The organism is Pseudomonas sp. GL_091, from assembly GCF_057837725.1.
In genome coordinates this window covers 4,019,647-4,046,010 of record NZ_CM174451.1, presented here as the reverse complement: position 1 = coordinate 4,046,010, position 26,364 = coordinate 4,019,647, and the positions used below count along the sequence as shown (strand labels likewise).

The 26,364-nt window shown below is 61.6% G+C and carries 22 protein-coding genes; 6 read left to right on the top strand and 16 right to left on the bottom strand.

Translation table 11 applies throughout. The annotated features are described in order from the left end of the window. Positions 1-19: 19 nt before the first annotated feature. Positions 20-1,453, bottom strand: a complete 1,434-nt coding sequence (gene pdxR, locus AC3ITY_RS18380; protein ID WP_489304273.1) for a MocR-like pyridoxine biosynthesis transcription factor PdxR — start codon at positions 1,451-1,453, stop codon at positions 20-22. Positions 1,454-1,658: 205 nt separating this feature from the next. Between pdxR and AC3ITY_RS18375 the strand changes: the two genes are divergently transcribed. The 3 genes from AC3ITY_RS18375 (at position 1,659) to AC3ITY_RS18365 (ending at position 3,757) form a co-directional block, all read left to right on the top strand. After that, entirely contained in the window at positions 1,659-2,099 is a 441-nt protein-coding gene (locus AC3ITY_RS18375) for a carboxymuconolactone decarboxylase family protein (protein ID WP_489304272.1), read from the top strand. Between the two features lie 73 nt (positions 2,100-2,172). Then, complete coding sequence (locus AC3ITY_RS18370; protein WP_489304271.1) at positions 2,173-3,153, top strand: LysR substrate-binding domain-containing protein; 981 nt, start codon at positions 2,173-2,175, stop codon at positions 3,151-3,153. Positions 3,154-3,235: 82 nt separating this feature from the next. Continuing rightward, the gene (locus tag AC3ITY_RS18365; protein ID WP_489304270.1) at positions 3,236-3,757 is read left to right on the top strand and encodes a GNAT family N-acetyltransferase; all 522 of its coding nucleotides are present in this window, start codon (positions 3,236-3,238) and stop codon (positions 3,755-3,757) included. A 1-nt stretch (position 3,758) separates the two neighbouring features. Here the strand turns inward: AC3ITY_RS18365 and AC3ITY_RS18360 are convergent, their stop codons facing one another. Next, the gene (locus AC3ITY_RS18360; protein ID WP_489304269.1) at positions 3,759-4,451 is read right to left on the bottom strand and encodes an aspartate/glutamate racemase family protein; all 693 of its coding nucleotides are present in this window, start codon (positions 4,449-4,451) and stop codon (positions 3,759-3,761) included. A gap of 150 nt (positions 4,452-4,601) precedes the next feature. On the opposite strand from AC3ITY_RS18360, the gene AC3ITY_RS18355 reads away from it, so the two are divergent. Then, positions 4,602-5,096: a hypothetical protein gene (locus AC3ITY_RS18355; protein ID WP_489304268.1), complete on the top strand. Its 495-nt coding sequence runs from the start codon at positions 4,602-4,604 to the stop codon at positions 5,094-5,096. A gap of 57 nt (positions 5,097-5,153) precedes the next feature. Here the strand turns inward: AC3ITY_RS18355 and AC3ITY_RS18350 are convergent, their stop codons facing one another. Then, positions 5,154-5,375: a cbb3-type cytochrome c oxidase subunit 3 gene (locus tag AC3ITY_RS18350; RefSeq protein WP_489304267.1), complete on the bottom strand. Its 222-nt coding sequence runs from the start codon at positions 5,373-5,375 to the stop codon at positions 5,154-5,156. Beyond that, a complete protein-coding gene (gene ccoN / locus AC3ITY_RS18345) occupies positions 5,375-6,802 on the bottom strand; it encodes a cytochrome-c oxidase, cbb3-type subunit I (RefSeq protein ID WP_223448730.1) in 1,428 nt (475 codons plus the stop codon). The genes AC3ITY_RS18350 and ccoN overlap by 1 nt, the downstream gene beginning before the upstream one ends. 239 nt (positions 6,803-7,041) lie before the next feature. On the opposite strand from ccoN, the gene AC3ITY_RS18340 reads away from it, so the two are divergent. Beyond that, positions 7,042-8,715, top strand: a complete 1,674-nt coding sequence (locus tag AC3ITY_RS18340; protein WP_489304266.1) for a nitrite/sulfite reductase — start codon at positions 7,042-7,044, stop codon at positions 8,713-8,715. Further along, the gene (locus tag AC3ITY_RS18335) at positions 8,712-9,191 is read left to right on the top strand and encodes a DUF934 domain-containing protein (protein WP_489304265.1); all 480 of its coding nucleotides are present in this window, start codon (positions 8,712-8,714) and stop codon (positions 9,189-9,191) included. Before AC3ITY_RS18340 ends, AC3ITY_RS18335 begins: the two co-directional genes overlap by 4 nt. 134 nt (positions 9,192-9,325) lie before the next feature. On the opposite strand, the gene AC3ITY_RS18330 is transcribed toward AC3ITY_RS18335, so the two are convergent. From AC3ITY_RS18330 to AC3ITY_RS18275, 12 genes are all read right to left on the bottom strand, one after another. After that, a complete protein-coding gene (locus AC3ITY_RS18330) occupies positions 9,326-11,686 on the bottom strand; it encodes a tetratricopeptide repeat protein (RefSeq protein ID WP_489304264.1) in 2,361 nt (786 codons plus the stop codon). Positions 11,687-11,895: 209 nt separating this feature from the next. Further along, complete coding sequence (locus AC3ITY_RS18325; RefSeq protein ID WP_489304263.1) at positions 11,896-14,409, bottom strand: spermidine synthase; 2,514 nt, start codon at positions 14,407-14,409, stop codon at positions 11,896-11,898. 267 nt (positions 14,410-14,676) lie between these two features. Further along, positions 14,677-16,257, bottom strand: coding sequence for an arylsulfatase (locus AC3ITY_RS18320; RefSeq protein WP_489304262.1), 1,581 nt, complete (start codon positions 16,255-16,257; stop codon positions 14,677-14,679). Positions 16,258-16,330: 73 nt separating this feature from the next. After that, positions 16,331-17,359, bottom strand: a complete 1,029-nt coding sequence (locus AC3ITY_RS18315; RefSeq protein WP_489304261.1) for an HAD family hydrolase — start codon at positions 17,357-17,359, stop codon at positions 16,331-16,333. After that, complete coding sequence (locus AC3ITY_RS18310) at positions 17,356-18,783, bottom strand: BatD family protein (protein ID WP_489304260.1); 1,428 nt, start codon at positions 18,781-18,783, stop codon at positions 17,356-17,358. The genes AC3ITY_RS18315 and AC3ITY_RS18310 overlap by 4 nt, the downstream gene beginning before the upstream one ends. Then, complete coding sequence (locus AC3ITY_RS18305) at positions 18,780-20,366, bottom strand: VWA domain-containing protein (protein ID WP_489304259.1); 1,587 nt, start codon at positions 20,364-20,366, stop codon at positions 18,780-18,782. The genes AC3ITY_RS18310 and AC3ITY_RS18305 overlap by 4 nt, the downstream gene beginning before the upstream one ends. 1 nt (position 20,367) lies before the next feature. Next, positions 20,368-21,360: a vWA domain-containing protein gene (locus AC3ITY_RS18300; RefSeq protein ID WP_489304258.1), complete on the bottom strand. Its 993-nt coding sequence runs from the start codon at positions 21,358-21,360 to the stop codon at positions 20,368-20,370. Continuing rightward, positions 21,347-21,931, bottom strand: a complete 585-nt coding sequence (locus AC3ITY_RS18295) for a DUF4381 domain-containing protein (protein ID WP_489304257.1) — start codon at positions 21,929-21,931, stop codon at positions 21,347-21,349. Before AC3ITY_RS18295 ends, AC3ITY_RS18300 begins: the two co-directional genes overlap by 14 nt. After that, positions 21,928-22,863, bottom strand: coding sequence for a DUF58 domain-containing protein (locus AC3ITY_RS18290; RefSeq protein WP_489304256.1), 936 nt, complete (start codon positions 22,861-22,863; stop codon positions 21,928-21,930). Before AC3ITY_RS18290 ends, AC3ITY_RS18295 begins: the two co-directional genes overlap by 4 nt. Continuing rightward, complete coding sequence (locus AC3ITY_RS18285; RefSeq protein WP_489304255.1) at positions 22,860-23,840, bottom strand: AAA family ATPase; 981 nt, start codon at positions 23,838-23,840, stop codon at positions 22,860-22,862. Before AC3ITY_RS18285 ends, AC3ITY_RS18290 begins: the two co-directional genes overlap by 4 nt. Positions 23,841-23,848: 8 nt before the next feature. Beyond that, positions 23,849-24,796, bottom strand: coding sequence for a SphA family protein (locus AC3ITY_RS18280; RefSeq protein ID WP_489304254.1), 948 nt, complete (start codon positions 24,794-24,796; stop codon positions 23,849-23,851). 12 nt (positions 24,797-24,808) lie between these two features. Next, positions 24,809-26,212 carry a DUF1254 domain-containing protein gene (locus tag AC3ITY_RS18275; protein ID WP_489304253.1) on the bottom strand — a complete coding sequence of 468 codons (1,404 nt, stop codon included), beginning with the start codon at positions 26,210-26,212 and terminating at the stop codon, positions 24,809-24,811. Positions 26,213-26,364 lie beyond the last annotated feature (152 nt).

The following is a 26,364-nucleotide window of genomic DNA, read 5'->3' as shown; positions in this document are numbered from 1 at the left end:
AAAGCCGCAGGCCAATCCGTCAGGCCACCTGCTGCAGGATGTCGCGCAAACGGTCCAGGGCGATGTCGATGTCGAGGGTTTCGATGGCGCCAAAACCGAAGAAAAGCCCGGCCCTGGGCACTTGCTGATAGAAAAAGCTGTCGATGGCATAGAGCCCGACTTCGACTTTTTTCGCCAGTTCGATCACCAATGGAATATCCATCGACACTTTACACATCACCACCATGTGGAATCCGGCAGTGGACGGCACCGCCTCCAGCCAGGGCGAAAGATCGCCCGCCATGCGCGTCAGGATCCGTTCGCGACGCCCGGCATAGACCGTATGGCAGCGCCGGATGTGCTTGAGCAGGCAGCCTTCGGCGATGAACTTGGCCAGCGCCCATTGCGACAGGGTCGAGGTGTGCAGGTCGGTGAGCTGTTTGGCGCGTACCACGGCCTCGAGGATCGCCGGCGGCAGGATGGCATAGCCGAGGCGCAGTTCCGGCAACAGGGTTTTGGAGAACGTCCCGACGTACGCGACGATCCCCCGTTCATCCATGCTTTGCAGGGAATCGGTAGGGCGGCCTTCATAGCGGAATTCGCTGTCGTAGTCGTCCTCGATGATGATCGCACCCAGCTCATGGGCCTTGGCCAGCAGTGCTTCCCGACGCGCCTGGCTCATCGGCATGCCCAGCGGGAACTGGTGCGAAGGGGTGACGTAGATCAGGCGAGTACCGCGAGGAATCTGCTCCACCACAATGCCTTCGGCGTCCACCGGCACGCCAATTACCGTGGCGCCGTGGCTGCCGAACAGCAGGCGCGCCGGCGGGTAGCCGGGGTCCTCCATGGCGACCAGGCTGCCCGGACTGATCAGCACCCGGGCAATCAGGTCCAACGCCTGTTGCGCGCCGTTGCACACCACCACATCTTCATCCTGACAATTGACCCCGCGAGAGAACGCGATGTGCTGCGCAATGGCGTTGCGCAGGGCCGGCAAACCCTCGGGCAGGCTGTAGAGACCCTTGGAACCGGCCATCTGGCGCAGCGCATGAGAGGTGCAGCGCCGCCAGTCATCCTGGGGAAACTGGCCCTTGCTGGTGGCGCCACCAATGAAGTCGTAGCGCAGCGAGCCTTCCAGGGTCGGATGACGCAGAAACACCGGCAGGTTGCGCCAGGACTCGATCACCTCGAAGCCGCCAAGCTCGGTGTGGCTCTGTTTACGCTGCACCTTCGACGAGCGCGCGTTGACGTATGTGCCTTTGCCGACCACCCCGGTGAGGAAGTTTTCGTAGGTCAGCTGGGCGTAGGTATCGGAAATGGTCTTGCGCGAAATACCCAGTTGTTCGGCCAGCAAACGGCTGGGCGGCAGCTGCGTCCCGGCGGTCAGGCGTCCGGACTCGATGGCGCTGCGCAGTTGGTTGTACAGCTGGCCGGCCAGGTCCTTGCGGCCGTTGATGACAACATGTAGTTCCATACCGGCGAGGCTCCGGGGCTGTTGAGGCGCGTGTGCGTCGCGCAAGATTACCCTTATCCGCTTGTGGTACAGAAGTTGTGCAGTGGAAAAACCGTCCATTGGTCTGGTGGCGGTGGTCCCCGGGGAATTCGCCTGATTGGATCTGTCATGCCCCCGCGCCAGCGACTACCGTGAAGATCACCTCACGGCTGCACGAGATCGCTCCATGAACCCCCGTCTGGATTACTACAGCGCGTCCCCCAAGGCGATGAAAGCCATGATCGCCATGGAGGCCCTGACCAGCAGCCTGAGCATCGAGCAGGGCCTGCTGCACCTGATCAAGATCCGTGCTTCGCAGCTCAATGGCTGTGCCTTTTGCACCGACATGCACTCGGTGGATGCACGGCGCCTGGGCGAAAGCGATCGGCGTCTGTATTCCATTGTGGTCTGGCGCGACAGCAACTTTTTCAATCCCCGGGAAAGAGCCGCGCTGGCCTGGACCGAGGCGGTCACCTTGCTCTCCGAAAGCCATGTGCCGGACGATGTCTACGCCCAAACCCGGGAGCAGTTCAGTGAAAGCGAAATGGTCGACCTGACCATCGCTGTCACCACCATCAACAGCTGGAATCGCCTGGCCGTGAGCTTTCGGCAAACACCCAGCGCCTGAGTCATTGTCACAGCAGGTTCATGAACGTTCTGCAGGATGCAACTGTCAGTGTCAGGTCGACAGGGAGTCTTCGATGTCAGTCATGGAAATCTGCGCCCAACAAGGTGCTGCCGAATATCGCGTAGCCATCGATAAAAACGCGTCCTGGCGCCAGTTGGCGGCGGCAATCGACCCCGAACTGGCGCTGTGTTTCACCGTCAGCGCCCGTTGCGGTTGTTTCATGCAGGCCGCCCGCAGTCTCAACATCAAGGCCACCCGCCTGCGCAGGCAACTGGTGCTGCTGGAAACGCAGCTGCAGTGTTCGCTGTTCAACCCTTCCGACAATGGTTTCAGCCTCAGCCGCGATGGCTTGCACTTGCACGCACAATTGATCGCCCTGGCCCATGAGCGCGATTTGCCAGTGATCGAGCAGCCGTTGATTCGCCTGGCCGTGGCGGATTCGATCCTGCATGACATTCTCGGACGTGACCTGGTTGCACTGCTGCGGCGCAACGCCAGCGTGCGCCTGGACATCATCACGCTCGACAGCGAGTTGGCCTTGCAGGCGGTCAGCGCCGACGTGGTGGTGTGGCTGGGTGAGACCGGATCACCGTTACCGGGGCCGAGCTTTGCCACCACCGAACCCCGGCGTCTGACGCAACTGGAATACCTGCCGCATATTGCCAAGCGCTACTCGCGGGTCGCTTCCAGGCCGGAATGCCTGGATGAACTGGCCGATTTTCTCCTGGTGCAATGGCGACAGGACAGTCAGGTTGAAAGCTTCCGGCCTTGGAACGCACTGGTGGATCAACGCCTGGCGGGGGCAGTGCAACTGCAATCCTACGGGCTGATGCTGGAGATGATCCGATGCAGCGCCTGCATCGGCCTGCTGCCGCACTACATGAGCCACTTCGACCGCGGGCTGATTGCCTTGCCGGGCTTGTTTGACCAGCCGATGCGGCGTCAGGTGTGGATGGCGGTCAACGCCCATTCCGGGGACGACGCGCAGGTGCGGATGATCGTCGAACTGATCGAAAACACCTTCAGCGAGCGCCGGGAGTGGTTCGAAGGCTGAGTACTCACACATTGGTTCTCGCCACACCCGAAGGTAGCGTTATAGAGTGAACGGCCATGTCTGCTTCAAGGATGATTCACCCATGCCAACCACCGAACCCGTCATCACCCTCGAACGCTTCAACGAATCCCATGTCGAAGGCATTACGGCGCTGTACAACGATCCGGCAATCGCCCGTCAAACCCTGCAATTGCCGTTTCAGTCCACCGAACTCTGGCGCAGTCGCCTGGCGCTGGATAACGAACGCTTGGTGAAAGTGGTGGCCCTGCATCAAGGTACGGTCGTCGGCAACATTGGCCTGGAGCAGTTCTCACGCATTCGTCGCAGCCATGCCGGTAGTTTCGGCATGGGCGTTGCGGTGGCGTGGCAGGGCAAGGGCGTGGGTTCGAAACTGCTCGTGACGGCGCTGGATATCGCCGACAACTGGATGAATCTGCAGCGCATCGAGCTTTCGGTGTATGCCGACAACGAAGCGGCCATTGCCCTGTACCGCAAGTTCGGCTTCGAAACCGAGGGCCTGTTCCGTGATTACGCCGTGCGCGACGGCGTGCTGGTGGATACCTTGAGCATGGCGCGCCTGCGCCGCACGCCCAAGGCCGGTTGAGTCAGTCGCCCAGGGCGAACGCCACCGCAGCCTGCGCATGCAGCTCGGTGGTGTCGAGCAAGGGCAGGGCACTGTGTTCGGGTTTGATCAGCAAGCCAATTTCCGTGCAACCAAGGATGATCGCCTGGGCGCCGCGCTGTGCCAGTGATGCGATGACCTGCTGATACACCCGGCGAGAGGCTTCGCTGATGACGCCGACGCACAACTCGTCGTAGATGATCCGGTGCACGGCCTGGCGCTCCTCGGTCTCCGGTACCAGCACGGTCAAGCCCCGGGCGGCGAGGCGTTCTTTGAGGAAGCCCTGTTCCATGGTGAACGCGGTGCCCAGCAAGCCCACCTTCAATGCACCGGCCTCGACCGCGGCCTGAGCGGCCGGATCGGCGATGTGCAGGAAGGGAATGTCGATGGCTGCCTGAATCTGCCCGGCGACCTTGTGCATGGTGTTGGTGCACAACACCACGCAATCGGCGCCGCCCGCCTGCAAGCGCTGCGCGGCATCCACCAGGATCAGCGCCGCATCGTCCCAGCGACCGGCGTGCTGGGCCTGTTCGACTGGGCCGAAATCGACGCTGTACATGAGCAATTTCGCCGAACGCAACGGCCCGAGGCGCTCGCGAACCTGCTGGTTGATCAGGCGGTAATACTCGGCGCTGGACTCCCAGCTCATGCCGCCGATCAGGCCGATGGTGCGCATATCGTGCTCCGTTTGTCAGGTGAAGTGCGCACCTACAGTGCCCGCGATTACGCGACGGTGCAAACTGTCGTCAGGTTTTAGTCGTACGCAGCGTGCGGGCATCTGCCATGCTCCAGGTCCGCAACACCGGTCTATTCAGGGAACACCGCTATGGACGATGTACAGCAACTGGGCGAAATGCTTCGCCACTACGCCGAAAGCGAAGCGCACAAAAAGCAAGTGTTCGAGTCGCAATCGGCCGAGTGGGCGAAGCGCATTGGTGCGCTGTTCGATCAGATCCAGCAGTGGCTGGAACCGGTGAAGGCACCTAACCTGCTCGAAGTGAACCGCGAAGTGTATGTCGCGTCGGGGCCGAGTGTTCCGGTGGAGACCTCTGCATTCAAGACCGAAAAGCTGAGCATCCTGATCGCTGGCAAACCGGTGGAATTCGTGCCGGAGGTGATGGGTGTCGGCGGGCAGATTTCCGTGGCGGTGATGGGCTTTACAGCAGCACGTTATGGCAGCGTGTCACTGGTGTGCCTGCCGCCATCCACTGGCTGGCAGTGGCGCAAGACCAATGGCTTGAAAGACCCGGACACTTTTGAGTTCGATGCAAACTTCCTGGCGCAACAACTGCAAAGCCTGATTCCCCGGGAGCGTACCTGAAATCTCGACATACAACCCTGTGGGCGCGAGCTTGCTCCCACAGAAATCGGTGCTACATCAAATATCCAGGGTTCCCCAATCCGGTTTCGCCTCTTCCGGCGGCAGTGTTCTAACGGTTTTCCCGGTCGCCAATTCCACCCGCCGCGCCACTTCCGGGTCATCCGCAAACGGGATCAGGCTCGCATCGTCCAGGCTCTCGGCGGTCTGGTGGCGCAGACAATACTCGATGGCGAACCACAAAAATGCCACACACAGAATGTTCAATATGACTTCAATCATCAGGCTAACCGCGCCTCGCGTTCGGCCATCGCCACGTCCGTTACCCGCACCGTGCGCCACACGTTGTAGGCCATTAGCAGCATGCCACTGAGGAAGAACACCCCGCCGGCAAAGCGCACGACGAATCCCGGATGGCTGGCCTGCAAGGCTTCGACGAAGGAGTAGGTCAGCGTGCCGTCATCGTTGATCGCGCGCCACATCAGGCCCTGGGTGATGCCGTTGACCCACATCGAGGCGATGTACAGCACGGTGCCGATGGTTGCCAGCCAAAAGTGCAGGTTGATCAGCGGCGTGCTGTGCATCTGATCGCGTCCGAATACCTTCGGCACCATGTGATAGGTCGCACCGAAGGTAATCATCGCCACCCAGCCCAGCGCCCCGGCGTGCACGTGGCCGATGGTCCAGTCGGTATAGTGGGAGAGAGCGTTGACGGTCTTGATCGCCATCATCGGCCCTTCGAAGGTCGACATGCCGTAGAAGGCCAGGGACAGCACCAGGAAACGCAGGATCGGGTCGGTGCGCAACTTATGCCAGGCACCGGACAGGGTCATCATACCGTTGATCATCCCGCCCCAACTCGGCGCCAGCAGGATCAGCGACATGGCCATGCCCAGCGACTGCGCCCAGTCCGGCAGCGCGGTGTAGTGCAAGTGGTGCGGGCCGGCCCAGATGTACAGGGTGATCAGCGCCCAGAAGTGCACAATCGACAGGCGATAGGAATACACCGGCCGGCCCGCCTGTTTCGGCACGAAGTAATACATCATCCCGAGGAAACCGGTGGTCAGGAAAAAGCCCACGGCGTTGTGCCCGTACCACCATTGCACCATCGCATCGGTGGCCCCGGAATACACCGGATAGGACTTGAACCAGTCGACTGGAATCGACAGGTGATTGACCACGTGCAGCATGGCGATGACCACAATGAATGCACCGAAGAACCAGTTGCCGACGTAGATGTGTCTGGTCTTGCGTTGCACTACGGTAGTGAAAAACACCACGGCGTATGCAATCCAGACCACGGTCATCCACACCGCGCCGGTGAATTCGATTTCGGCGTATTCCTTGGTGGTGGTGTAGCCCAGCGGCAGGGTGATCAACATCACCACAATCACCGACTGCCAGCCCCAGAACGTGAAGGCGGCGAGTGTGTCCGAGAACAGCCGCACCTGGCAGGTACGCTGCACCGCGTAATAGCTGGCGGCGAATTGCGCGCTGCCGGCGAAACCGAAAATCACCAGGCTGGTGTGCAGCGGGCGCAAGCGGCCGAAGGTGGTCCACGGCAGGTCCAGGTTCATCTGCGGCCACACCAGTTGCGAGGCGATCCACACGCCCATCGCCATCCCCACGACACCCCAGATCACGGTCGCCACGATGAATTGGCGGACGACCTTGTAGTTATAGGCCTGTCCGATAGTTGTTGTGCTCATGATCGATGCTTCCACGGTTGCAATGACGTGCACTGTAAAAACCGTGGCGAAAACAAAACAGGCTCAGGAATATTTCATTTGTGCGGATCAGATAAGTTGCGCTGCTGCGGCGATCTTGAGCGCTCTGATACGGTTTTTAACGATTCAGGTGAATCTGTAACACGCTGAACCGCTGGCGCATAGTCGCTCTTATGAACGAGCCACAGAGCCCGATGCCCCGCAATCCTGATGAGGTAGCTATGTATCAATACGATGATTACGATCGGGCACTGGTGCTCGAACGGGTTGCGCAGTTTCGCGATCAGGTCGAGCGCTTCATGGCCGGTGAGCTGAACGAAGAAGAGTTCCTGCCGTTGCGCCTGCAGAACGGCCTGTACATGCAAAAGCACGCCTACATGCTGCGGGTGGCGATTCCCTACGGCACGCTGAGTGCACGGCAGATGCGTACGTTGGCGAGCATCGCCCGGGATTACGATCGCGGGTACGGCCATTTCACCACCCGGCAGAACATGCAGTTCAACTGGATCGAACTGGCTCAGGTGCCGGACATCCTCGAACGCCTGGCCGAGGTGGAAATGCATGCGATCCAGACCTCCGGCAACTGCGTGCGCAACATCACCACCGAAGCCTTTGCCGGGGTTGCGGCCGACGAAATGATTGACCCGCGACCGTTGGCGGAAATTCTGCGGCAGTGGTCGACCATCAACCCGGAATTCCTGTTCCTGCCGCGCAAGTTCAAGATCGCCATCTGCTCGGCCGAGCAGGACCGCGCGGCGATCATGATGCATGACATCGGCCTTTATCTTTACCCAGGTTGCGAAGGACACATGCTCTTGCGAGTCATGGTGGGCGGCGGCCTGGGGCGCACGCCGATCCTCGGCTTGCAGATCCGCGAAGGCTTGCCGTGGCAGCACCTGCTGTCTTACGTAGAGGCGGTGCTGCGGGTGTATAACCGCCATGGCCGGCGGGACAACAAGTACAAGGCGCGAATCAAGATTCTGGTCAAAGCCTTGGGCATCGAGGCCTTCGCCCGGGAAGTGGAGCAAGAGTGGCAGTACCTCAAGGACGGCCCGGCGCAACTGACCCTTGACGAGTTCGAGCGTGTGGCCAATGCGTTCGTCGCACCGCCATATCGTGATCTGTCCGACACCCATCTCGATTTCGGCACGCACCTGGCCGAAAACCCGGCGTTCGCTCGTTGGGTGCAGCGTAACGTGCAGCCGCACAAAATATCGGGCTATGCCAGCGTGGTGTTGTCGACCAAGCCCGGCAGCGCTGCGCCACCGGGCGATGTCACTACCGGACAGATGGAGGTGGTGGCCGAGTGGTCCGAACGCTTCGGCTTCGGTGAAATCCGCATTGCCCATGAGCAGAATATCGTCCTTCCTGACGTGTCCAAGGCCGATCTGTTCACCCTGTGGCGCCTGGCCTGCGGACACAATCTGGGCAGTGCCAACGCCGGATTGCTCACCGACATCATCGCCTGCCCTGGTGGCGACTTCTGCGCGCTGGCCAACGCCAAGTCGATCCCCATCGCCAAGGCTATTGCCGCACGCTTCGAAGACCTCGACTACCTGCACGACCTCGGCGACATCAGCCTCAATATCTCCGGCTGCATGAATGCCTGCGGTCACCATCACATCGGCAACATCGGCATTCTGGGGGTCGATAAGAACGGCGCCGAGTGGTACCAGATCACCCTCGGCGGCGCCCAGGGCAAGCACAGCGCGTTGGGCAAGGTCATTGGCCCGTCCTTCAGCGCCGCCGAAGTGCCCGAGGTGATCGAGCGCATCATCGACACCTTCGTGCGTTATCGCGAGAGCGAAGAACTGTTCGTCGACGCCTTCCAACGGATCGGGCTAGAGCCGTTCAAGGAGGCGGTCTATGCGAAAGTGCTGGAGGTGTCGGCATGAACAATCTGTTGCGGTTGGAAGAGGGCATGGCGCGGATTGTCGCGGATGATCCGTGGAAGCTCGTGCGCGACCCGCAAGCACCGCTGCCCGTGGGTGCCGCGATTCTGCCGCTGAGCCGTTGGCTGGAAAAGCCATCGCAAAGCGGCGTGTGGCTGGGGCCGGACGATGAAGTGGAAAGCCTTCAGCCATGGTTTGCCCAACTGCCCTTGATCGCCCTGGATTTTCCGAGCTTTCGCGATGGCCGTGGGTACAGCCAGGCGTATCTGCTGCGCACGCGATTGGGCTGGGCCGGCGAGTTGCGCGCCATCGGCGATGTCTTGCGCGATCAACTCAGCCACATGCGCCAATGCGGTTTCGACAGCTTTGCCGTGCGTGAAGACAAATCCGCAGAAGATGCATTGAAGGGATTGGCGGGGATGAGCGTGTTGTACGGGCGTTCGGTGATTGAGCCGCGGCCGTTGTTCAGGCGCCGCTGAATTCGGTCCCTGTAGGAGCGAGCTTGCTCCGGGCGGCGCTCCGACGATGGACGTCAACGAAAACGCGTTTTTTTGGATAAACGCGTCGCCTGTAACGCCATCGCGAGCAAGCTCGCTCCTACAAGAATCTCCCGTCACTTCAATGCCGGATCCCCCATGTTCATTTTCTTCCAGCCCTGCAGCAGCACTTGCGCCATGGGTTCGTGCCCGTTATCCAGGTAGTACTGGATCAACGACAAGCGGGCATTGCGGTTGGCCGGTTGTTCTTTCAACAGCCGTTCCAGTTCTGCACACGCCTCGTCAATCTTTCCGCTGTCATGCAGGGCTACCGCCAGCACATAGCCGAACTGTCCGCTCTGCGGCTCCAGTTGCGCGGCCTTGCGCAAGTACGGCATGGCTTGAGCGGCCTGGCCCGCACGAATCAGCGCCAGGCCCTGGGTGTGTTGCAGCAGACCTGAGTCGGGGTGGTCCTTGAGGCTTTGCGCCAGCAGGGCATGGGCTTCCTGACTGCGACCGTTGGCCTCCAGCCATTGCACCAGGGTGACCAGCGCCGGGTAGAAGTCCGGATCACGCTGCAGGGCGGTACGCAGCAAAGCTTCGACTTCTGCGCTGCGGCCATCGGCCTGATAGAGCATGGCCAGGTTCAGGTTGGCCTCGGCACGCTCGGCCAGGCTTTTTTGCACCGCTTCGTACTCGGCAATGGCGGCATTCCAGGCGTCCTGGGCGCTGCCCAGGCCATTGCGTGCCACGCTGAGCAGGTCCCGGGCGACGGCGATGCGCACGGCCCGCACCGGGTCGCTCAGCAACGGCGTCAGCAATGGCGCACGCTCCGCTGGCGGCAGGAACGCACTGACCGCTCGCACCGCGCTTTCGCGGACTTGTGGCGCCGGATTGCTCAGGTCCTTGGTGGCCAGTTTCAACGCCTGTTCGCTCGGGTAGGCCGGCAGTTCGGCCAGCAGCGTCGCCCGCTGAATCGCCGGCAGGTTGCTGCGTTGCAGTTGCTCGAACAATGCCTGTGCGGCGCCGGCCTGACCGCTACGAATCAGCCACAGGCTTTCGTCGTAGCGAGGGGCTTGTATCGCGCTGGCGTTGGCGGTGTTCCACAGCTTGAACTGCTCGGTGACCTTGTCGCCGGCCTTGCCTTGGTGGCAGGTCAGGCAGGCGTCAGGCGTCCCCAGTTTTTTCGCCCGCCCGGGGTTGGGGATGCTGAAACTGTGGTCACGCCGAAAGTCGTTGCCCATGTAGAACTTGCCGGGCATGTGGCAATCCACGCACTGCGAACCCGGTTGGCCCATGGTGTGGCGAGTGTGTTCGATGGAATCGTAGTTCTTCGCTTGCAGGCCTTTGCCGTCGACACCTTCCACAGTGGTTTTGCCGGCGGTGTTGTGACATTGCAGGCAAACCCCATTGCCAGGCGCCTTTAACTGCGTGCTGTGCGGGTTGTGGCAGTTGCTGCAACGCACGCCCTTGTCGGACATTTTGCTCTGGGCAAATGAGCCGTGTTCGAACACTTCGTCCTTGATCTTGCCGTCCAGCGCGTACAGCTCGCGGGTCAGAACGCTCGGCAGGTAGTCGTCCATCAGCCGTTTGCCGACCGTGTAACCGTCGTCCAGTGGCGCACGACGCGAGTGGCAGCGGGCGCAGGTTTCGATTTCGACGGTGGCGTTCTTGTCCTTGAGATCGACGGCAAATCCGGCATGGATCAGGTCGGTTTTCTTCGCCGTCCATTCCAGATGATTGGACGCCGGTCCATGGCAGGCCTGGCAGCCGACGCCGAGGCTATTCCAGTTGCTGTCGAAGGTGTTTTTCGCCGCATCGAAATTGCGCTTGTAACCGGTGGTGTGGCACTCGACGCACATGAAGTTGGCGTTCTGGCTCGGTTTGCTCCAGTGCAGCGGGTTCTTGAAGGTCACGCCCTGGCCCGGATAGAGGTGAAACCAGCGGTGCTTCTCGGTATCCCAGGCCACGGCGAGGGCCTGGAGCCGGCCTTCGCCGACCTCGATCAGGTATTGCTGCAAGGGGGCGATGCCGAAGGTGTAGGCGACCTTGAAATCGGCATTCTTGCCATCGATTCCCGGCGTGTTGACCCAGAATTCGTCGCCTTTGCGCGAGAACACCGTGGTCTCTTTTTCGGCCTTGAAGGTGACGTTATTGAAGTCGCCGAGCAGGGTGTCTGTGTTGGCTTGCTGCATCGCCAGTTGGTGATGGGAGCCTTGCCAATCCTTGACCTGCTCGCCGTGGCAGCCCTGGCATTGTTGCTCATCGACCATTTTCGCTGGCGCGACAGCGACCGGTTGCGGTTTGGCCGGTTGCACGACAGGGGCGCTGACGGGGACTGGCTTGAGCGGCGTCGGTGTACTGCCCAGCAAAAACCAGCCGATGCCCGCCACGGCCAGCAGCAGGATGCCGATGGTGACAGGGAACAGGTAACGGTTGATCAGGGTCGGTTGCGAATCAGGGTTTGGGGTTGCAGCTTTATTTTTATGGTTCGGCATTGCGACTTCCATGGTCCAGGTGCGATTGCCGTCAGGGCTCGTACAGGCTGGGTGCAGCTTTGCCGGATGGCCGGCGTGTGTCAAATGGCAGATGCTGTGAAGCTGATGGCCCTTTCGCGAGCAGGCTCGCTCCCACACTGGATCTGTGAGCGCCACAAGTCCCCTGTGGGAGCGAGCCTGCTCGCGATGGCGGCCGCCAAGGCGTCACATCACTCCCCGACAAACCACCGGTAATACGGATTCCCGGAATCCCCGCGCATCACCTCGCGCATATCCCTGGCCCAAGCGTCTCGGTTTCCGTCGTAGGCATGCAGGCTCGCCCGATAGAACTGCATCAGGCGTTGTTGCTGGGTGTTCATGCGCTCGATGAACCCGGCGTCTGCGTTCAACACGGCTGGCGGCTGGTGCAAGTCGAGCAGGGCGGGCAACACGCGGCTGATCTCTTTTGAGCGAACCCACGGCGCGTATTCGATCCTGGGCTGATCGTCCGTCACCGGTTGCGCATCGCCAGCGAAGCGTTCAAGCCCCGCACGGTCAGCCACCCAGGTGGCGAGCAACGCCGCGGCCGAACCGACGCCGACATCCTGCAAGGTGCTGCGAACGCTGTCCTGCTGGAAGCGCGCGTTGATCTTCGCCGCATCCAGTTCAATCGGCTCCATCGAGCCCACCAGCAACATCTCGTGGAATTCGCTGGTCCACAGGGTCGCGTAAGGGAACACGTCGAGGAGGCTGCGCACCAATGAGCGCGAGTCGTCAATGTTCTGCGTCGGCAGCGGCAGCCATTGGGCGACCAGGCCTTGATTGTGCAAACGGCTGGCGGCCAGTTGGTAGAAGTCCCGGGAATACAGGTTGACCACGCCGGCAGCGGAGGGCGGTGGTGGTTCGAGGGTGATCAGGTCGTAGCGCTGCGGGTTGCGCAGCAGTTCCTGGCGACCGTCACGCAAGCGCACATCGACGCCCGGATCGGCCGCGGCATTGAAATTGCCCTTGAACAAAGGTGCTGCCTTGATCACCGAAGGCAGCAGTTCGGCGACCACGCGATGTTCCAGGCCGGGGTAGCGGGTCAGGGCGCCCGCGGTGATGCCGGTACCGAAACCGATCACCAGTGCCGAGCGAGGCTCACCGTTGTGGATCAACAGGGGCAGCAGCGCCTGGATCCGCATGTAGCGCAGGGACGGCATGGCGTCGCCGGTATTGGACACGCCCTGAATGTACAAGCGCTGGAATGCTCTTTCGCCCTTGCCCTGGGATACCACGGCGACGGTCCCGCCACGGCCTTCTTCGTAGAACGTCAGCGTGCCGTTGCGCGCGCCCGGCAGCAAGCTTGCGAGCTTGTTGACCGGCGTGAACAGGGCGAGTGCCAGGGACACCAGGCCAATGGCAACCACCGCCTGACGCCGGCCTTTCTTGACCCCATGGCCCTTGCGCACAGCGAGGTAGGCGATACCGGCGGCGATCATCGCCAGCAGGCCCAGGGTTCGTACCAGACCCAGCATCGGGATGAGGACAAAGCCGCAGAGCATTACGCCGACAATCCCGCCAAGGGTATTGAACGCGACGACTTCGCCGACATTACGTCCCACCTGGTCGCCGCCGACGCTCAAACGCAGGGCCAACGGGAACGCCGCCCCCAGCAACAGGGTCGGTACAAACACGATGCTCAAGGCGGCCACGGCAAAGCGCGTGCTCATGCCCGCCAGCTCACTGCCGCCCAGTGACAATACCCAGCCTTCCGCCAGGGTTTGTGCAAGCACCAGCCAGCGTCCGAGCAACGCCACTTCCAGCAGGGCAATGGCACCGGCTGCGGCAATCAACAAACCGAACACCCCCCAGGGATCGCGCAGGCGATCGACCCGACGGGCCAGCAGCATGCTGCCCAGGAACAACCCGGTGAGGTAAGTCGCCAGCACCACGGCAAAGGCGTAGGTGCGGGTGCTCATGAATTGCACGATCGATTGCGACCACACCACTTCGTAGCCCAGGGCTACGCCGCCGGCAATGGAGTAAAGCCAAAGGGCCAGTCGGTCGGGGGCTTTGTCAGTGTGATGTTTCACCGGGGCATCGACGGGTGCCACGCGCTGGCGCTGGAACCACAAGGCCCCTGCAGCGGCCAGCAGGTTCAGCATGGCGGCGGCCAGCGCGCTGCCGCGTACACCGAGGGTGGCAATCAGCAAGAACGCAGCGAGCAGGGTGCCGGCAATGGCCCCGGCGGTGTTCGCCGCATACAGCTGCCCGCCGGCCTTGCCCAGGTGTTGCGGGTCAGTGGCCAGGGAGCGAACCAGCACCGGCAGGGTGCCGCCCATCAACAGCGCGGGAATACCCACCAGCGCGAACGGCAGCACCCAGGCCAGCAAACCCACGTGTTCTTCCAGCCAGGCAAAGGGGCTGGCCGCCAGGCTCATGGCGAACGTCGCGCCGACGCCGAGTATCGCCACCAGCACTTCCAGCCCGGCGTACAGCAAAACCGGTTGCTGCATCCGGTCCGCCCAGCGGCCGAACAGCAAGCCACCCAGGGCCAGCCCGGCAAAGAACGCGCTGATCCCGGTGGTGATGGCATAGACCTCGACGCCCACCACCAACGACAGCTGCTTGATCCACAGCACCTGGTACACCAGCGCGGCGGCGCCGGAGACAAACAGCAGCAGGGCGGGGATCAACAGCGCCGGGGAGGCGACTTGAGGGGCAGGTATGGCCGACGACTTGCTGGCGACACGTGAGGTCATTGCGGATTGCCTTGTTCCGGTACGTAAAAACAATGACTGCTGGGTCTGAGTCAGTCAGATAATTTCAAAACTTACAAACCTATTGTGGCGAGGGGGCTTGCCCCCGTTCGGCTGCGAAGCAGTCGCAAACCAGACGATTTGATTTGCCTGAAACAACGCAGGGGGCTGCTTCGCAACCCAGCGGGGGCAAGCCCCCTCGCCACAGAGTCCAGTGTTCGCCATGAATAAGTCCGCTCGCCAATGAAGGCGAGCGGTGGTCCAGCGGTCTTACTGTGCAGCTTTCATTTTTTCAGCGATTTTGGCGTCTACCGCAGCACGGATCTGGTCGATGCTGAAGCTGGCCGGTTTCTGGCTAGGTGGATAGTCGATGAAGGTTTGCAGGAATGCCGCCGATTTGCCCACGGCAACCGCAGCCAGGTAGACGTTCTTGGTTTGCCAATCGTAATACTGATCGGAAACCACGTCGGCACGTTCATACGGGTCCATGCGCAGGTTGAAGATCTTCGGTACGCGCAGGCATACGAACGGTTCACTCCAGACCTTGAAACCACCCGGTGCGCGCTGCTCGCAGAACACCGCTTTCCAGTTGTCGAAACGCATGGAAACCAGCATGCCGTCGTCGTTGAAGTAGTAGAACTCCTTGCGCTCGCCTTTAGGCTGTTGGCCGGTCAGGTAAGGCATTTGGTTGTAGCCGTCCAGGTGAACCTTGAAATTGTTGCCGCCAGACGTTGGAGCCCAGCCCTTGAGCAGTTTGTCCTTCACCTCGGCATCACCTGCCGCCGCGAGCAAGGTCGGGAACCAGTCCAGGCCCGAGAACATCTCGTTGGACACTTCACCCGGCTTGATCTTGCCAGGCCAGCGAATCATCGCCGGAACCCGGTAGGCACCTTCCCAGTTGGAGTTCTTCTCGTTACGGAACGGCGTGGTCGCCGCGTCCGGCCAGGAGAACTGGTTCGGGCCGTTGTCGGTGGTGTAGACGACGATGGTGTTGTCGGTGATCTTCAGGTCGTCGAGGGTTTTCAGCAGTTTGCCGACGTCGCCGTCGTGCTCGATCATGCCGTCGGCGTAATCGTTGCCGGGCATGCCACTCTGGCCCTTCATCGACTCGCGCACGTGGGTGAACAAGTGCATGCGGGTGGTGTTCATCCAGACGAAGAACGGTTTGTCCGCCTTGGCCTGTTTCTCGATGAACGCTTGTGCGGCGGCAGTGGTTTCGTCGTCGATGGTTTCCATGCGCTTGGTGTTCAGCGGGCCGGTATCTTCGATCTTGCCGTCAGCGAAGCTATGGATCACGCCACGCGGGGTGTTGGCCTTGACGAAGGCAGCGTCGTCCTTGGGCCAGTAAGGGCGCTCGGGTTCTTCTTCGGCGTTGAGGTGATACAGGTTGCCGAAGAACTCGTCGAAACCGTGGTTGGTCGGCAGGTATTCATCCTTGTCGCCCAAGTGGTTCTTGCCGAACTGGCCGGTGGCGTAGCCCTGGGACTTGAGTGCCTGGGCAATGGTGATGTCACGCTTTTGCAAACCCACCGGAGCACCGGGGATGCCGACTTTCGACAAGCCGGTGCGCAATGGTGTCTGGCCAGTGATAAACGATGACCGTCCGGCCGTGCAGCTGTTCTCCGCGTAATAGTCGGTGAACATCATGCCTTCTTTGGCGATGCGGTCGATGTTCGGAGTCTTGTAGCCGACCACGCCCATGGAATAGGCGCTGATGTTGGTCTGGCCGATATCGTCGCCGAAGATCACGAGAATGTTGGGTTTTTCGGCGGCCCCGGCAGTTGCCGAAATCGCCATGACCGACGCTGCCACAAAGGCGAGTTTCGGTATCCACTTACGTATGCGAGTCATCTGACTGGCTCCTTATGCTCACTTGCGTCGCGTACTGCGACAAACGTTTTTTGCGGTCCTGCATTACGTCTTTTTATTGCACTTGCTCAGGTGTGGCGGCATCGAACGGGTAGATCCGACGCCATTCGGACGCCATGTCGACGACCGTCCAGCCGCGTTTTTTTGCTTCGTCCAGGGCTTTGTCCAGACGACCGATCTGTGACTGCCGGTCGTATGCCCATTCGCGTTTGGCGTCGGTGTGATGCACCAGGCCCATGAAGCGTTTGCCGGGACCGGCAGCGGTCCACTGGAGCATTTGCAGGTCACCGTCGGAGTTACCGAAGGCGAGGATTGGCCGACGACCGATCACCGCGTCGATGCTGACCGGTTTGCCCGGGCCATCGTCGTTGTGCGCCAGTTTCGGCGTGCGCAGGATCGAGGCCTTGCCATTCTCGTAGTCAAACGTTGTGACGAATGTGGTGCCGATCACCTGCTCGGGTGGAATGCCGTAGACCTTCTCGGCGAAGGCGCGCATGAACCCGGTGTCGCCACCGGAGACGATGTAGGTCTTGAAGTCCTGGCCGCGCAGGTAGTCGAGCATTTCCAGCATCGGCTGGAAGATCATCTCGGTGTACGGCTTGCCGGTTTTCGGATGGCGGGCTTGGCTCAGCCAGGTCTTGGCGTAGTCATCGAAGGCTTCGGTGGTCATGCCGGTGTGGGTGGCACCGAAAATTTTCATCATGCCCTCAAGGCCACTCGCAGCCAGGGCCTTGTGATCGTTTTCCAGCACCGCCTGGAAAGGCTGGGTGGTTTTCCATTCCGGGTGCTGCGATGCGGTGCGCTTGACTTCTTCCAGGGCGAACAGCAACTCGAAGTACATCGGCTGCTCGCTCCACAAGGTGCCGTCATTGTCGAACACGGCAATGCGGTCCTCGGGCTTGACGAAGTCCTTGCTGCTTTGATCGGTGACCGTCTGCACGAATTCGATGATCTGCTTTTTCGACGGCCCGTCGTTCCACGAGGGCAGCGGCTCGGCCGCCTGCACCAGCAGCGGCAGGCTCAAGGCCAGGGTCAGCAGGAAACCGAAGGCGCGATGATGGCGTAGCGATATCGAATTCGTCATGGGAAGTCCTTCTCGTGAACGGGGTTGAGCGGATGCAGTGCACAAGAGACTGATTCTCTGTTGCGACCGGCCTGACTATGCAGCGTAGACAAGGATTCCCCGATTTGGCGCAAGGCTTGTTCTTTGTCCGGTTCGCGGCCATAACAGGCCCGCAGGAAGGTTTGCAGGCGCGGGCCGAGGCCGGTCAGTTTCAGGCCGTGGCGGCTGCGCCGGGTCCACAGGTACAGGGCGCTGAGTTGCGCCGGTTTGCCCTCGATTTGTGCCGGGATCTGCCGCCACGCGTAGTCGGCGGACTCGAGCCAGGCGGCGTGCCGGGCGCGGCGTCGGGCTTGCCAGTTGAGGTGCGCGCGGTGTACGAGCGGGCGACTGAACCAGCCGAGTGCCACCACCGCCAACACCAGTGCCGATAGTCCGAACCAGTGCCCGGAAAGGTGCAGGCGATTCTGCTGGCCGAGTTTTTTCAGGTCCTCGGTGATTGAAAACACCGGCTTGTAGGCGCTGTTGGTCGCTGCGTCGAAGGTCACGGCAGGCACTGTGACCGTGCGGGTTTGCTGACTGCTGGCATCCCACCATTTCAGTTCGACGGGTGGCAGGCTGTAGTGACCTTCGGTGTCGATTCGATAAGTCACGCTGTCTATGCGCTGGCCGCCATTGAAGTTGCCCCGACCGTCATCCAGATTGCGGATTTGCGGGGCTTTCGGGTAGCGGCTCAGGCCCTTGATGTCGTCCAGCGTCGGTGTCGGCAGTGACATGGCCAGGGCACCGTCGGCCTGCAAGATCAGTTCCCGGGTGATGCTGTCGCCGACCTTCAGCGGTGTGGCCGAGTTGACGGTCTTCTGGGTAAACCGCAGGCCTTGGGCCACCAGTACCGCCTCACCGGGCTGAAACCCCGGTGGTTGCGCGGCGTTGAAATGCAAAGGCTGGCTTTGGGCGCTTAGTGCGTGGCTGGCCTGACCCGGTGTGGCTTGTACCGTCAGTGCCGGAATGTCGAAGCCCTGGGCCAGGTTCGGGGTGATCAGGTAGCTGTAGCGCATGCCGCTGAAGGATTGGCCATCGAAGGTCTGGTTGATGTGCTGGGCATGGCCGTCCGGTGGCATCACCAATGCGCCTGGCAGTTTCAGGTCGGGCAGGGTGGGGGCGCTGGTGAACCAGGAGTCGGTGAAGACATCGAGTTGCAACTCGACCAGGCTGCCGACCATGACGGGGGTGGCGGGTTGCAGGGTGGCCTGGACTTTCAGCTGAGGGTCGGCGGCGAATGTGTTGAGGCTGATCAGGCCGATGAGCAGGGCGCCGAGTGTTGTGGTGATTGATCTGGCCCTTTCGCGGGCAAGCCCGCTCCCACAGGGGATTTGTGGTGCGCCTGGATCAAATGTAGGAGCGAGCTTGCTCGCGATGGCAGCAACTCGGTCTTGAAGACAGCTCATGGCTTGGCCCCCGCCTGATCCTGCAAGCTGAATTTATGCTTGAGGAATTTCGCCGGGGATGTGGTGAGGTTCTGCAACCATTGCTCATCCGAGGCCGCTTGCTGGGTCTCGACCTTTTTGCTTTGGCCTTTACCCGGCGCCTTGTCCATCTTGATTTCGTCGGGTTTGACCTCTGGCGTGTTTTTCTCGGCGCTTTCGGTGTCTTTCTGCAAGGCAATGGCCAGGGCCAGGTTGGCCGTGGCTTGCGGGAACTGCGGTTGCAACTTCAGCGCCTGGGTATAGGCCGCGATGGCCTGATCGAACTTGAAGCGCCGCACATAGATGTTGCCCAGGTAGAAATACGCCTGCGGTGTATCGAGCCGCGCGAAGCTGGCCAGTGCCAGGTCGAAATCGGCCGCGTGGTAGGCGGCAACGCCTTTCCAGTACGGATCGACAAACAGCGCCGCCGCCTGAGGGTAGAGCTCATGTTCGAAGGCCCAGCGCCCTTGCTGGTCGCGGGTGAAAAAGGCATCGGTCAGCGCGTTGGCCTGCGCCGGCGCCGGTTGCAGGCCCAGGCCCAGGCCCACCGCCAGCAGCAGTCCGGCCATCCAGTTCAGGCTCCAGCCCTTGCGTACGCTGAAGAAAGCGATCAGCAACAGCGGCCAGCACAGCCAGTAACCGGCGTCTTTCCAGTGCAGTTCGCGCTGTTCGTCACTGGCTGACTGGAAGTGCTGCTCGGCGTGCAGTTCGATCCAGTCCAGATCGTCATCGTTGAGGGTCAGGCTGCCCAACGGTGCATCCAGGGTTGAGGCAAGCTGCTTGAGGGCGTCCTGATCAAAACTGCCCATTTGCGGGCGGCCGTTGCTGTCGGTGCGTGGCTGGTCGCTGGCATCGCGGATGATCCCGCCGTCGCTGCTGCCAGCGGCCAATATCAGCACTTGCAGCGCACTGTCCGCCAGTTGCTTGTCCAGCCCGGCCAGTGCCGAGGTGTCGGCGCCATCGGTGATCAGCAGCAGGGTGCCGGGGGTTTTCTCGGCGGCGAGCAGGCGCTTGGCCTGATCGATGACCGCGCTGACATTTTTCCCCGGTTTGTTGATCAGGTCGGTGCTCAGGGCCTGAATGAACGTATCAAGCAGCGCCGGGTCGTCGGTGGCGGGCAACACCAGGTGCGCGCTGCCGGCGTAGGCAATCAAGGCATTGCGCGAACCGGAGCGGCGCTGGATCAAGTCGTGGAGCTTGTGCTTGACCGCTTCCAGGCGACTGGGGGGAACGTCGCTGGCGTCCATGGAGGGGGAGAGGTCGACGGCGATGATCAGCGGCGCACGGTTTTCCAGAAAGTCCGGTCGATCCTGCTCCCAGGTCGGCCCGGCGGCGGCAATGGCGCCCAGTACCAGCAGCGCAGACACCAGATGCACCGGACGCAGGCGTTGCCGGTCTTGCGGGGTGATCAGCAGATGCGGCAGCAGGTGCGCGGCGATGTTGCTACGCAAGCGCCGTTGCAGGTCCTGGTTGCGCCGCCACAGCAATGGCAGCAATGCGCCGAACAGCGCGAGCAACAGCCACAGAAGGCGTAGGAAGTGGAAGTCGCTGAGGTTGATGTCCATGTCAGGCCTCCTGCCGTTGACGGGCGAGCATCAGCCTTGGAAGCAGCAGGGCACCCAGGTGATAAAGCGCGAGCAGGGCGATGGCCGCGCCCAGCGGCCACCAGAACAGATCGCGTTTGGGCTGGTGGCTGAGGGTTTTCACCTGATGCGGAGTCAGTTTGTCGAGGGTGCTGTAGACCTGATCCAGGGCGTTGCGGTCTTCGGCGCGGAAGAAGCGTCCGCCCGTGGCGTGGGCAATCTCCTGCAAACCTTGCAGGTTGACCTTGGCTTCGCCCTCGGCATTCGGGTCGCCGATGCCGATGGTGTGAATCACCACGCCTTTGGCCGCAGCCATGGCGGCCGCGTGATCCGGGGTGATGGCGCTGCTGGTGTCGTTGCCGTCGGTGAGCAGGATCAGCACTTTTTCCTGTTCATGGGCCTGATCCAGCAGTTTCAGGCTCAGGCCGATGGCGTCGCCGATGGCCGTGTTGGGACCGGCCATGCCGATGCCGGTGTCATCCAGCAGCAGTGACAGGCTAGCGTGGTCGAGGGTCAACGGCGCCTGCGGATAAGCGCCGGTGCCGAACACGATCAGTCCGATCCGATCGTCTTTACGTTTGTCGATGAACCCGTGCACCACTTCCTTGACCGCGGCCAGGCGATTGATCTTCTGACCGTTGGCGTCGGTGAAGTCGGTGGTTTCCATCGACTGGGAAATGTCGATGGCCAGCATCAGGTCCCGCACCGGCTGCTGGCGCTCGATGGGTTTTTCCACCAACACCGGCCGGCTCGCCGCTACCAGCAGCAGCGTCCAGACCAGCAGGTTCAGGAGCAATTGCCAGCGGTTGCTGCGGGTGCCGGCCTGGCTCGGGGCCTGGCCGACAGCCCGGCTCATCGCCGCGAAAAACGGTACACGCACGGCGCTGCGCGCCTCGCGGTAATCGGGCAGGTAGCGATAGCCGATCCACGGCAGCGGCAACAGGATAAGCAACCAGGGGTAATCAAACTGCCACATGATGACGCTCCACCCAGGTTTTGCAGGTGCTGAACAGCTGCTGGCGCTGTTCGGTGGGCATGGCCCGTAATGTTGCGTCGGGGGCGTAGGCCAGCAGCGAGAGTTGTTGGCTGAAGTCGGATGGCAGGGGTTGTTTACTGTGCCGCTGCAAAAACGCCTGCCAGTCCTCGTTCCCCAACGCCGCTGGATTCCCCTGTGGGAGCGGGCTTGCTCGCGAAGGCGTCCGGTCAGTCGACATCAATTTTGAATGTAATGGCCTCTTCGCGAGCAAGCCCGCTCCCACAGGTTTCGCGTTCGGCATAGAGATCGCGACCCGCTTGAGCAATTCGGGAAGCTCACGCAACGCGCTCAGGTCATTACTGCGCTGCTGCAATTCCTCCAACCGCACCAACGCCTCGCGCCGATAACGATCGCGCCGCCATTGCCAGTATCGCCGCGCACCAAGCACTACCAGCGTAACGATCAACAGCGCCAGCAACGCCCACCAACCCCAGGTTTGCGGTGCATAACTGACCGGCGCCGGAAGTGCCATTTCCTTGAGTTGGTCGATGCTCGGGATAGCGGGGTTCATCGGCGCCCTCCGGCAAACTTGCCCAGTTCGGCACGCAGTTGTTCGTGGGCTTCTGTGGCAGTACTGAACATCATCAACGGCACCTGGCTGCGGCGCAGTAAGGTCGCGACGTCCTTGAGCCGCCCGCTGAGAAAATCCCCGAGCGGCTGATGCACCTGTTGCCGATCCACCGCCAGCTCCACCTGCAATTGCCCTTGGGTGACCAGCACGCGGCCATTTTTCGGCAGGTTAAGCGCCAGCGGGTCGTAGACCTGCATGGCAATCACATCGTTGTGCGCCGCCAGTTGCCGCATCAGCTGCAAGGTGCGTTCGCCGGCCCCGGCGAAGTCGCTGACGATGCAGATCAAGTGATCGTGACCGGCCACGGCCAGGCAGTGTTGCAGGACCTTGTCGAGCTGGTCTTCGCCTTCGGCGTCCGGGTTGGCGGCATTGAGTGCCTGGTTCTGCCGGGCGATGCGGCTGCACAGCGCTTCGATCCGTTTGCGGCTGCGCAGCGGGGCGATGCTGTCGATGCGTTGATCGTTGAAGACCAGTCCACCGACGCGGTCGCCGGCGTTGAACACCATCCACGCCGCCAGGGCACCGAGCTCGGCGGCGACGGCGGATTTGAAGCTGCGTTGCGAGCCAAAGAACATCGACATGCGCTGGTCTACGAGGATCAGGGCCGGGCGGTCGCGCTCTTCGGTGAAAGTCCGTACCACCGGTTTGCCGGTGCGCAGGGAGGCGCGCCAGTCGAGGTGACGCAAATCGTCCCCCGGCTGATAGCGGCGCAGTTCATCGAAGTTCAGGCCCCGGCCACGCAAACGCGAAGCGTGGTTGCCGGCCAGGATGCTGCCCTGGGGCTGACGCGCCAGAAAACTCAGGTCGCGGGCCTTGAACTCCAGGGCCATCAATTGCGCCAGAGAGACATACACCAGGCCATCGATGTTCACGCGGGAATCGCCACTTTATCAAGCAGACGGTCGAGCACCTGATCGGCGCTGACGCCGTCGGCCACCGCGTCGTAGCTCAGTTGCAGACGATGGCGCAGCACCGGGTGCACCACGGCGCGGACGTTGTCCGGCGACACGAAGTCCTGCCCCTGCAACCAGGCATCGGCACGGGCGCAGCGATCCAGCCCGATGCCGCCACGCGGGCTGGCGCCGATGTTGATCCAGCGGCCGAGGTCGGCGTCGTAATCGGCCGGGTGGCGAGTGGCGTTGATCAGGTCGATCAGGTAGCGGTCGATGGCCGGCGAGACGTGCACGACACTGACTTCACGGCGCGCGGCGAACACCACATCCTGGGACAGGGAGAAGCCCTGCACGGCAGTGGTCTTGGCGCCGAGGGCCTGTTCTTCTTCGCGCAGCAGGCGCAGCACCTGGCTTTCGTTTTCCGCGCTCGGGTAATCGAGCAGCACTTTCATCAGGAAGCGGTCCATCTGCGCTTCCGGCAGCGGATACGTGCCTTCCTGTTCGATCGGGTTCTGGGTGGCGACCACGATGAACAGTTCAGGCAGCGCATGGCTGTTGCCGGCCACGGTGATCTGGCGTTCTTCCATGGCTTCGAGCAACGCCGCCTGGACCTTGGCCGGCGCACGGTTGATTTCGTCGGCGAGGATCAGGTTGCCGAACAGGGGGCCTGGCTGGAAGCGGATTTCGTTCTTGCCTTCGACCTGATGCAGCACCTCGGCGCCGGTGATGTCCGACGGCAGCAAGTCCGGGGTGAACTGGATGCGGCTCATCTTTGCATCCAGGTGTCTGGCCAGTGACTTGACCGTGCGGGTCTTGGCCAGGCCGGGCAGGCTTTCGAGGAGCAAATGCCCGTTGGCCAGCAAGCCGACGAGCATCTGCCGGATCACCTGGTCCTGGCCGAGCACCGCTTCGGCGATGCTGGCTTGCAGGGCATTGAGGTCGTTAAGTGCGCTCATGGGGTCTCCTAGAAAAACGCCAGGGTCATGTTGACGCTTAAACCATTGCCTTCAGGGCGGTTCTTGGTATCGAACTCTGGCACCCAGCGCGCATTGAAGTTGGCCTGGGCGTCGGCGAACTTGCCACTCCAGCCCACTGTCGGGCCGGCACCCACCGAACGTCCGCGGAAGCCGCTGTCGGCACCCGACCCCGAGTCATCGGTGATTTGCTGGATGTAACCGGCTGCGATACCGGCGTTCCAGCCATTGCCAAAGCCGTGGGTCCACAGCGCATCGAGGGTGTAGATGTTGCCGTTGCGATAATCGGTGGCGTCGTTCTCGGTGTAGAACTCCAGGCCGCTCGACAGCGTGAATTCGCCGCCCTTGCCGTCCAGATGAGTGAACGCCACGGTAGGCATGAAGGTGTAATTGTTCTGCCCGGGGTTGGCCAGGCGATCGTCGTTGTACGCGCCGGTCGGCACGTAGATCGGCAGCGAGAACGCGATGTGGTTGAGTTCGTCGAAGTGGTAGCCAGCGGCAATCGGTGTCACCAGCATGTCGGCGAACTGGGTGCCGGTGTCCGAAGAACCGAGGGTTCTGCCGCGAGGGCCGGTGACGCTCGCGGTGATGTCGGTGTACTGCACCGGCACGCCGATGGCCGAGGCGTAATTCCAGCGCCCCTTGCCGGTGTCCCAGACATGGGTGAAGTTGGCCATGGTGTAGGACACTTTCATGTCCAGCCCGGTACTCAGGGCACCCACGATCGGCACCTGGGCGTTGCCCTTGAGATCGCCGTCATACCAGATGCTGGTCAGGGACATGACCCAACCCGGCTCCGGGGGCACGATCCCGGCATTGGAGAACACTTGCTGGCCGGTAATCGGCCGTCCGACGCCACCCTCGGCCGCCAGTACCAACGGACTGCCGCTGACCATGCACAGCGCCAACAGGGGGCGCACTACGAAAGGCCTGATCATGACTGACTCCACTTATTGTTTTTGAGTGACGGGGTTCAACAGCGGCATTTTCCATTCGCCGTTGCTGACTTCCGGTTTTGGCAAATACAGGCGCAATATCCCGTAGAACGGTCCATTCGGAGCGGGCAGCCAATTGCTTTGCAGGTCTTTGGCCGGCGCCTTGTGCTGCACGTACAGCGTCAGGCCGCCATCGGCATCGAGCTTGAGGTCAGGCAGCATGCGCGAGTTGATCAGGTAGCGGTTGAGCGGGTTGGCCACCAGCAGCTTGTTCTTGCCGTCGTACATAGTCAGGGACCAGAACGCATCGGCCGGGGGCAGGGCGCCCTTGTCGAAATGCAGGGTGTAGTCATTTTTCGAGGCGTCGACCGGTTTGCCGTCCTTGTCGACGAAGTAACCGATGTAGTTCGCCTCTTCGGCGGAGTTGCCGAAAATCCCCATGTTGGCGCCGGCATAGCGGTACAGGTAATTGCCCTTGAGGTGATCGCGGGTGCCGAAGAAATCACCGCTGGTGATCTCGTGGGTATCGACTTTGGTTTTCTTGAATTCGGCAAACCCGGCCTTGGCATCGCTGATGCCGTCCTCCAGCGCTTTACGCTGCTCGGCGCTGAGTGTGTTCACGTTGAAAGGCTTGCCGGCCTCGATACCGATTTTGGCGAAGCGCGCCAACAGGTCCTTTTCCACGTCCTGGGCCGGGGCGAACGCCAGCATGAAATTCAGGTAGCGGAACAGGTCCGGGGTTTCGCTCATGGTCGGCGTGGGTTTTGGCCAGTCGATCTTTGGTGCGGCGGCCGGCGCTTTGTGTTTGTCGTAATGACTCAGGGTTTCAACCTTGTAACCCTTCTGGATCTGCTTGACCTTGGCCAGATCCTTCTCATCGAACAGTTGTGTGCGGTACAGCGCATAGGCGATGTTGCTTTCACTGCGCAGCAAACGGTCGATGTTCAGCGGTTGCTGGCCCTGCCAGTTGGGCCCGGCGATCATGAAATGCCCGCCATTGTTGCCAGTGCTGCGGGTGCCCAGGTACGCAAAGTTCTGCGTATAGGCGTCGATCAGTTGCACCGAGTAATAACGATGCTCTTCGATCGGCGGCAGGGTCAGTACCAGTGGCTCGGCGCGCAAGTCCATCCAGACAAAGGAGTAGGGCGTGTCGGCGTTCGGCGTGACAAACGCGGTGTCCTTGGCGGTGAAGGCCTTGGCGGTGTTGCCGATCTGGTTGAACGGCGCCTTGAAGTTCGGGCTCTTCTTGTCCACGGCCTGGGTGTAGAGCGTCTTGTACATCTCCACTACCGGGAAGCCGTACAAATAGGCTTCCTTGGCAATGGCCCGGGCTTCGTCGGGTGTGGCCGTAAAATCAGCCCAGGTGCTGGTACTCAGGGCAATCAGGCTGAAGCTGGTTGCGCGAAGGGCAACGTTCATGGATTGGTCCTTATGGCCTGTGCTGCGGGTGCGGCAGTCGTTCGGTGAACACATTGAGGGCGTCGCGGGCGCTCAATCCGGATGGAGTGGAGCGCAGGAAAGAAAGGCGTGTCAGCCAAATACCTTGCGGCGGGCGACAGGTTGGAGGGGGT

Bases quoted from the DNA above. Each gene is read 5' to 3' on its own strand.
- pdxR (WP_489304273.1), bottom strand. From the start codon at position 1,453: ATGGAACTACATGTTGTCATCAACGGCCGCAAGGACCTGGCCGGCCAG.
- AC3ITY_RS18375 (WP_489304272.1), top strand. From the start codon at position 1,659: ATGAACCCCCGTCTGGATTACTACAGCGCGTCCCCCAAGGCGATGAAA.
- AC3ITY_RS18370 (WP_489304271.1), top strand. From the start codon at position 2,173: ATGTCAGTCATGGAAATCTGCGCCCAACAAGGTGCTGCCGAATATCGC.
- AC3ITY_RS18365 (WP_489304270.1), top strand. From the start codon at position 3,236: ATGCCAACCACCGAACCCGTCATCACCCTCGAACGCTTCAACGAATCC.
- AC3ITY_RS18360 (WP_489304269.1), bottom strand. From the start codon at position 4,451: ATGCGCACCATCGGCCTGATCGGCGGCATGAGCTGGGAGTCCAGCGCC.
- AC3ITY_RS18355 (WP_489304268.1), top strand. From the start codon at position 4,602: ATGGACGATGTACAGCAACTGGGCGAAATGCTTCGCCACTACGCCGAA.
- AC3ITY_RS18350 (WP_489304267.1), bottom strand. From the start codon at position 5,375: ATGATTGAAGTCATATTGAACATTCTGTGTGTGGCATTTTTGTGGTTC.
- ccoN (WP_223448730.1), bottom strand. From the start codon at position 6,802: ATGAGCACAACAACTATCGGACAGGCCTATAACTACAAGGTCGTCCGC.
- AC3ITY_RS18340 (WP_489304266.1), top strand. From the start codon at position 7,042: ATGTATCAATACGATGATTACGATCGGGCACTGGTGCTCGAACGGGTT.
- AC3ITY_RS18335 (WP_489304265.1), top strand. From the start codon at position 8,712: ATGAACAATCTGTTGCGGTTGGAAGAGGGCATGGCGCGGATTGTCGCG.
- AC3ITY_RS18330 (WP_489304264.1), bottom strand. From the start codon at position 11,686: ATGCCGAACCATAAAAATAAAGCTGCAACCCCAAACCCTGATTCGCAA.
- AC3ITY_RS18325 (WP_489304263.1), bottom strand. From the start codon at position 14,409: ATGACCTCACGTGTCGCCAGCAAGTCGTCGGCCATACCTGCCCCTCAA.
- AC3ITY_RS18320 (WP_489304262.1), bottom strand. From the start codon at position 16,257: ATGACTCGCATACGTAAGTGGATACCGAAACTCGCCTTTGTGGCAGCG.
- AC3ITY_RS18315 (WP_489304261.1), bottom strand. From the start codon at position 17,359: ATGACGAATTCGATATCGCTACGCCATCATCGCGCCTTCGGTTTCCTG.
- AC3ITY_RS18310 (WP_489304260.1), bottom strand. From the start codon at position 18,783: ATGAGCTGTCTTCAAGACCGAGTTGCTGCCATCGCGAGCAAGCTCGCT.
- AC3ITY_RS18305 (WP_489304259.1), bottom strand. From the start codon at position 20,366: ATGGACATCAACCTCAGCGACTTCCACTTCCTACGCCTTCTGTGGCTG.
- AC3ITY_RS18300 (WP_489304258.1), bottom strand. From the start codon at position 21,360: ATGTGGCAGTTTGATTACCCCTGGTTGCTTATCCTGTTGCCGCTGCCG.
- AC3ITY_RS18295 (WP_489304257.1), bottom strand. From the start codon at position 21,931: ATGAACCCCGCTATCCCGAGCATCGACCAACTCAAGGAAATGGCACTT.
- AC3ITY_RS18285 (WP_489304255.1), bottom strand. From the start codon at position 23,840: ATGAGCGCACTTAACGACCTCAATGCCCTGCAAGCCAGCATCGCCGAA.
- AC3ITY_RS18280 (WP_489304254.1), bottom strand. From the start codon at position 24,796: ATGATCAGGCCTTTCGTAGTGCGCCCCCTGTTGGCGCTGTGCATGGTC.
- AC3ITY_RS18275 (WP_489304253.1), bottom strand. From the start codon at position 26,212: ATGAACGTTGCCCTTCGCGCAACCAGCTTCAGCCTGATTGCCCTGAGT.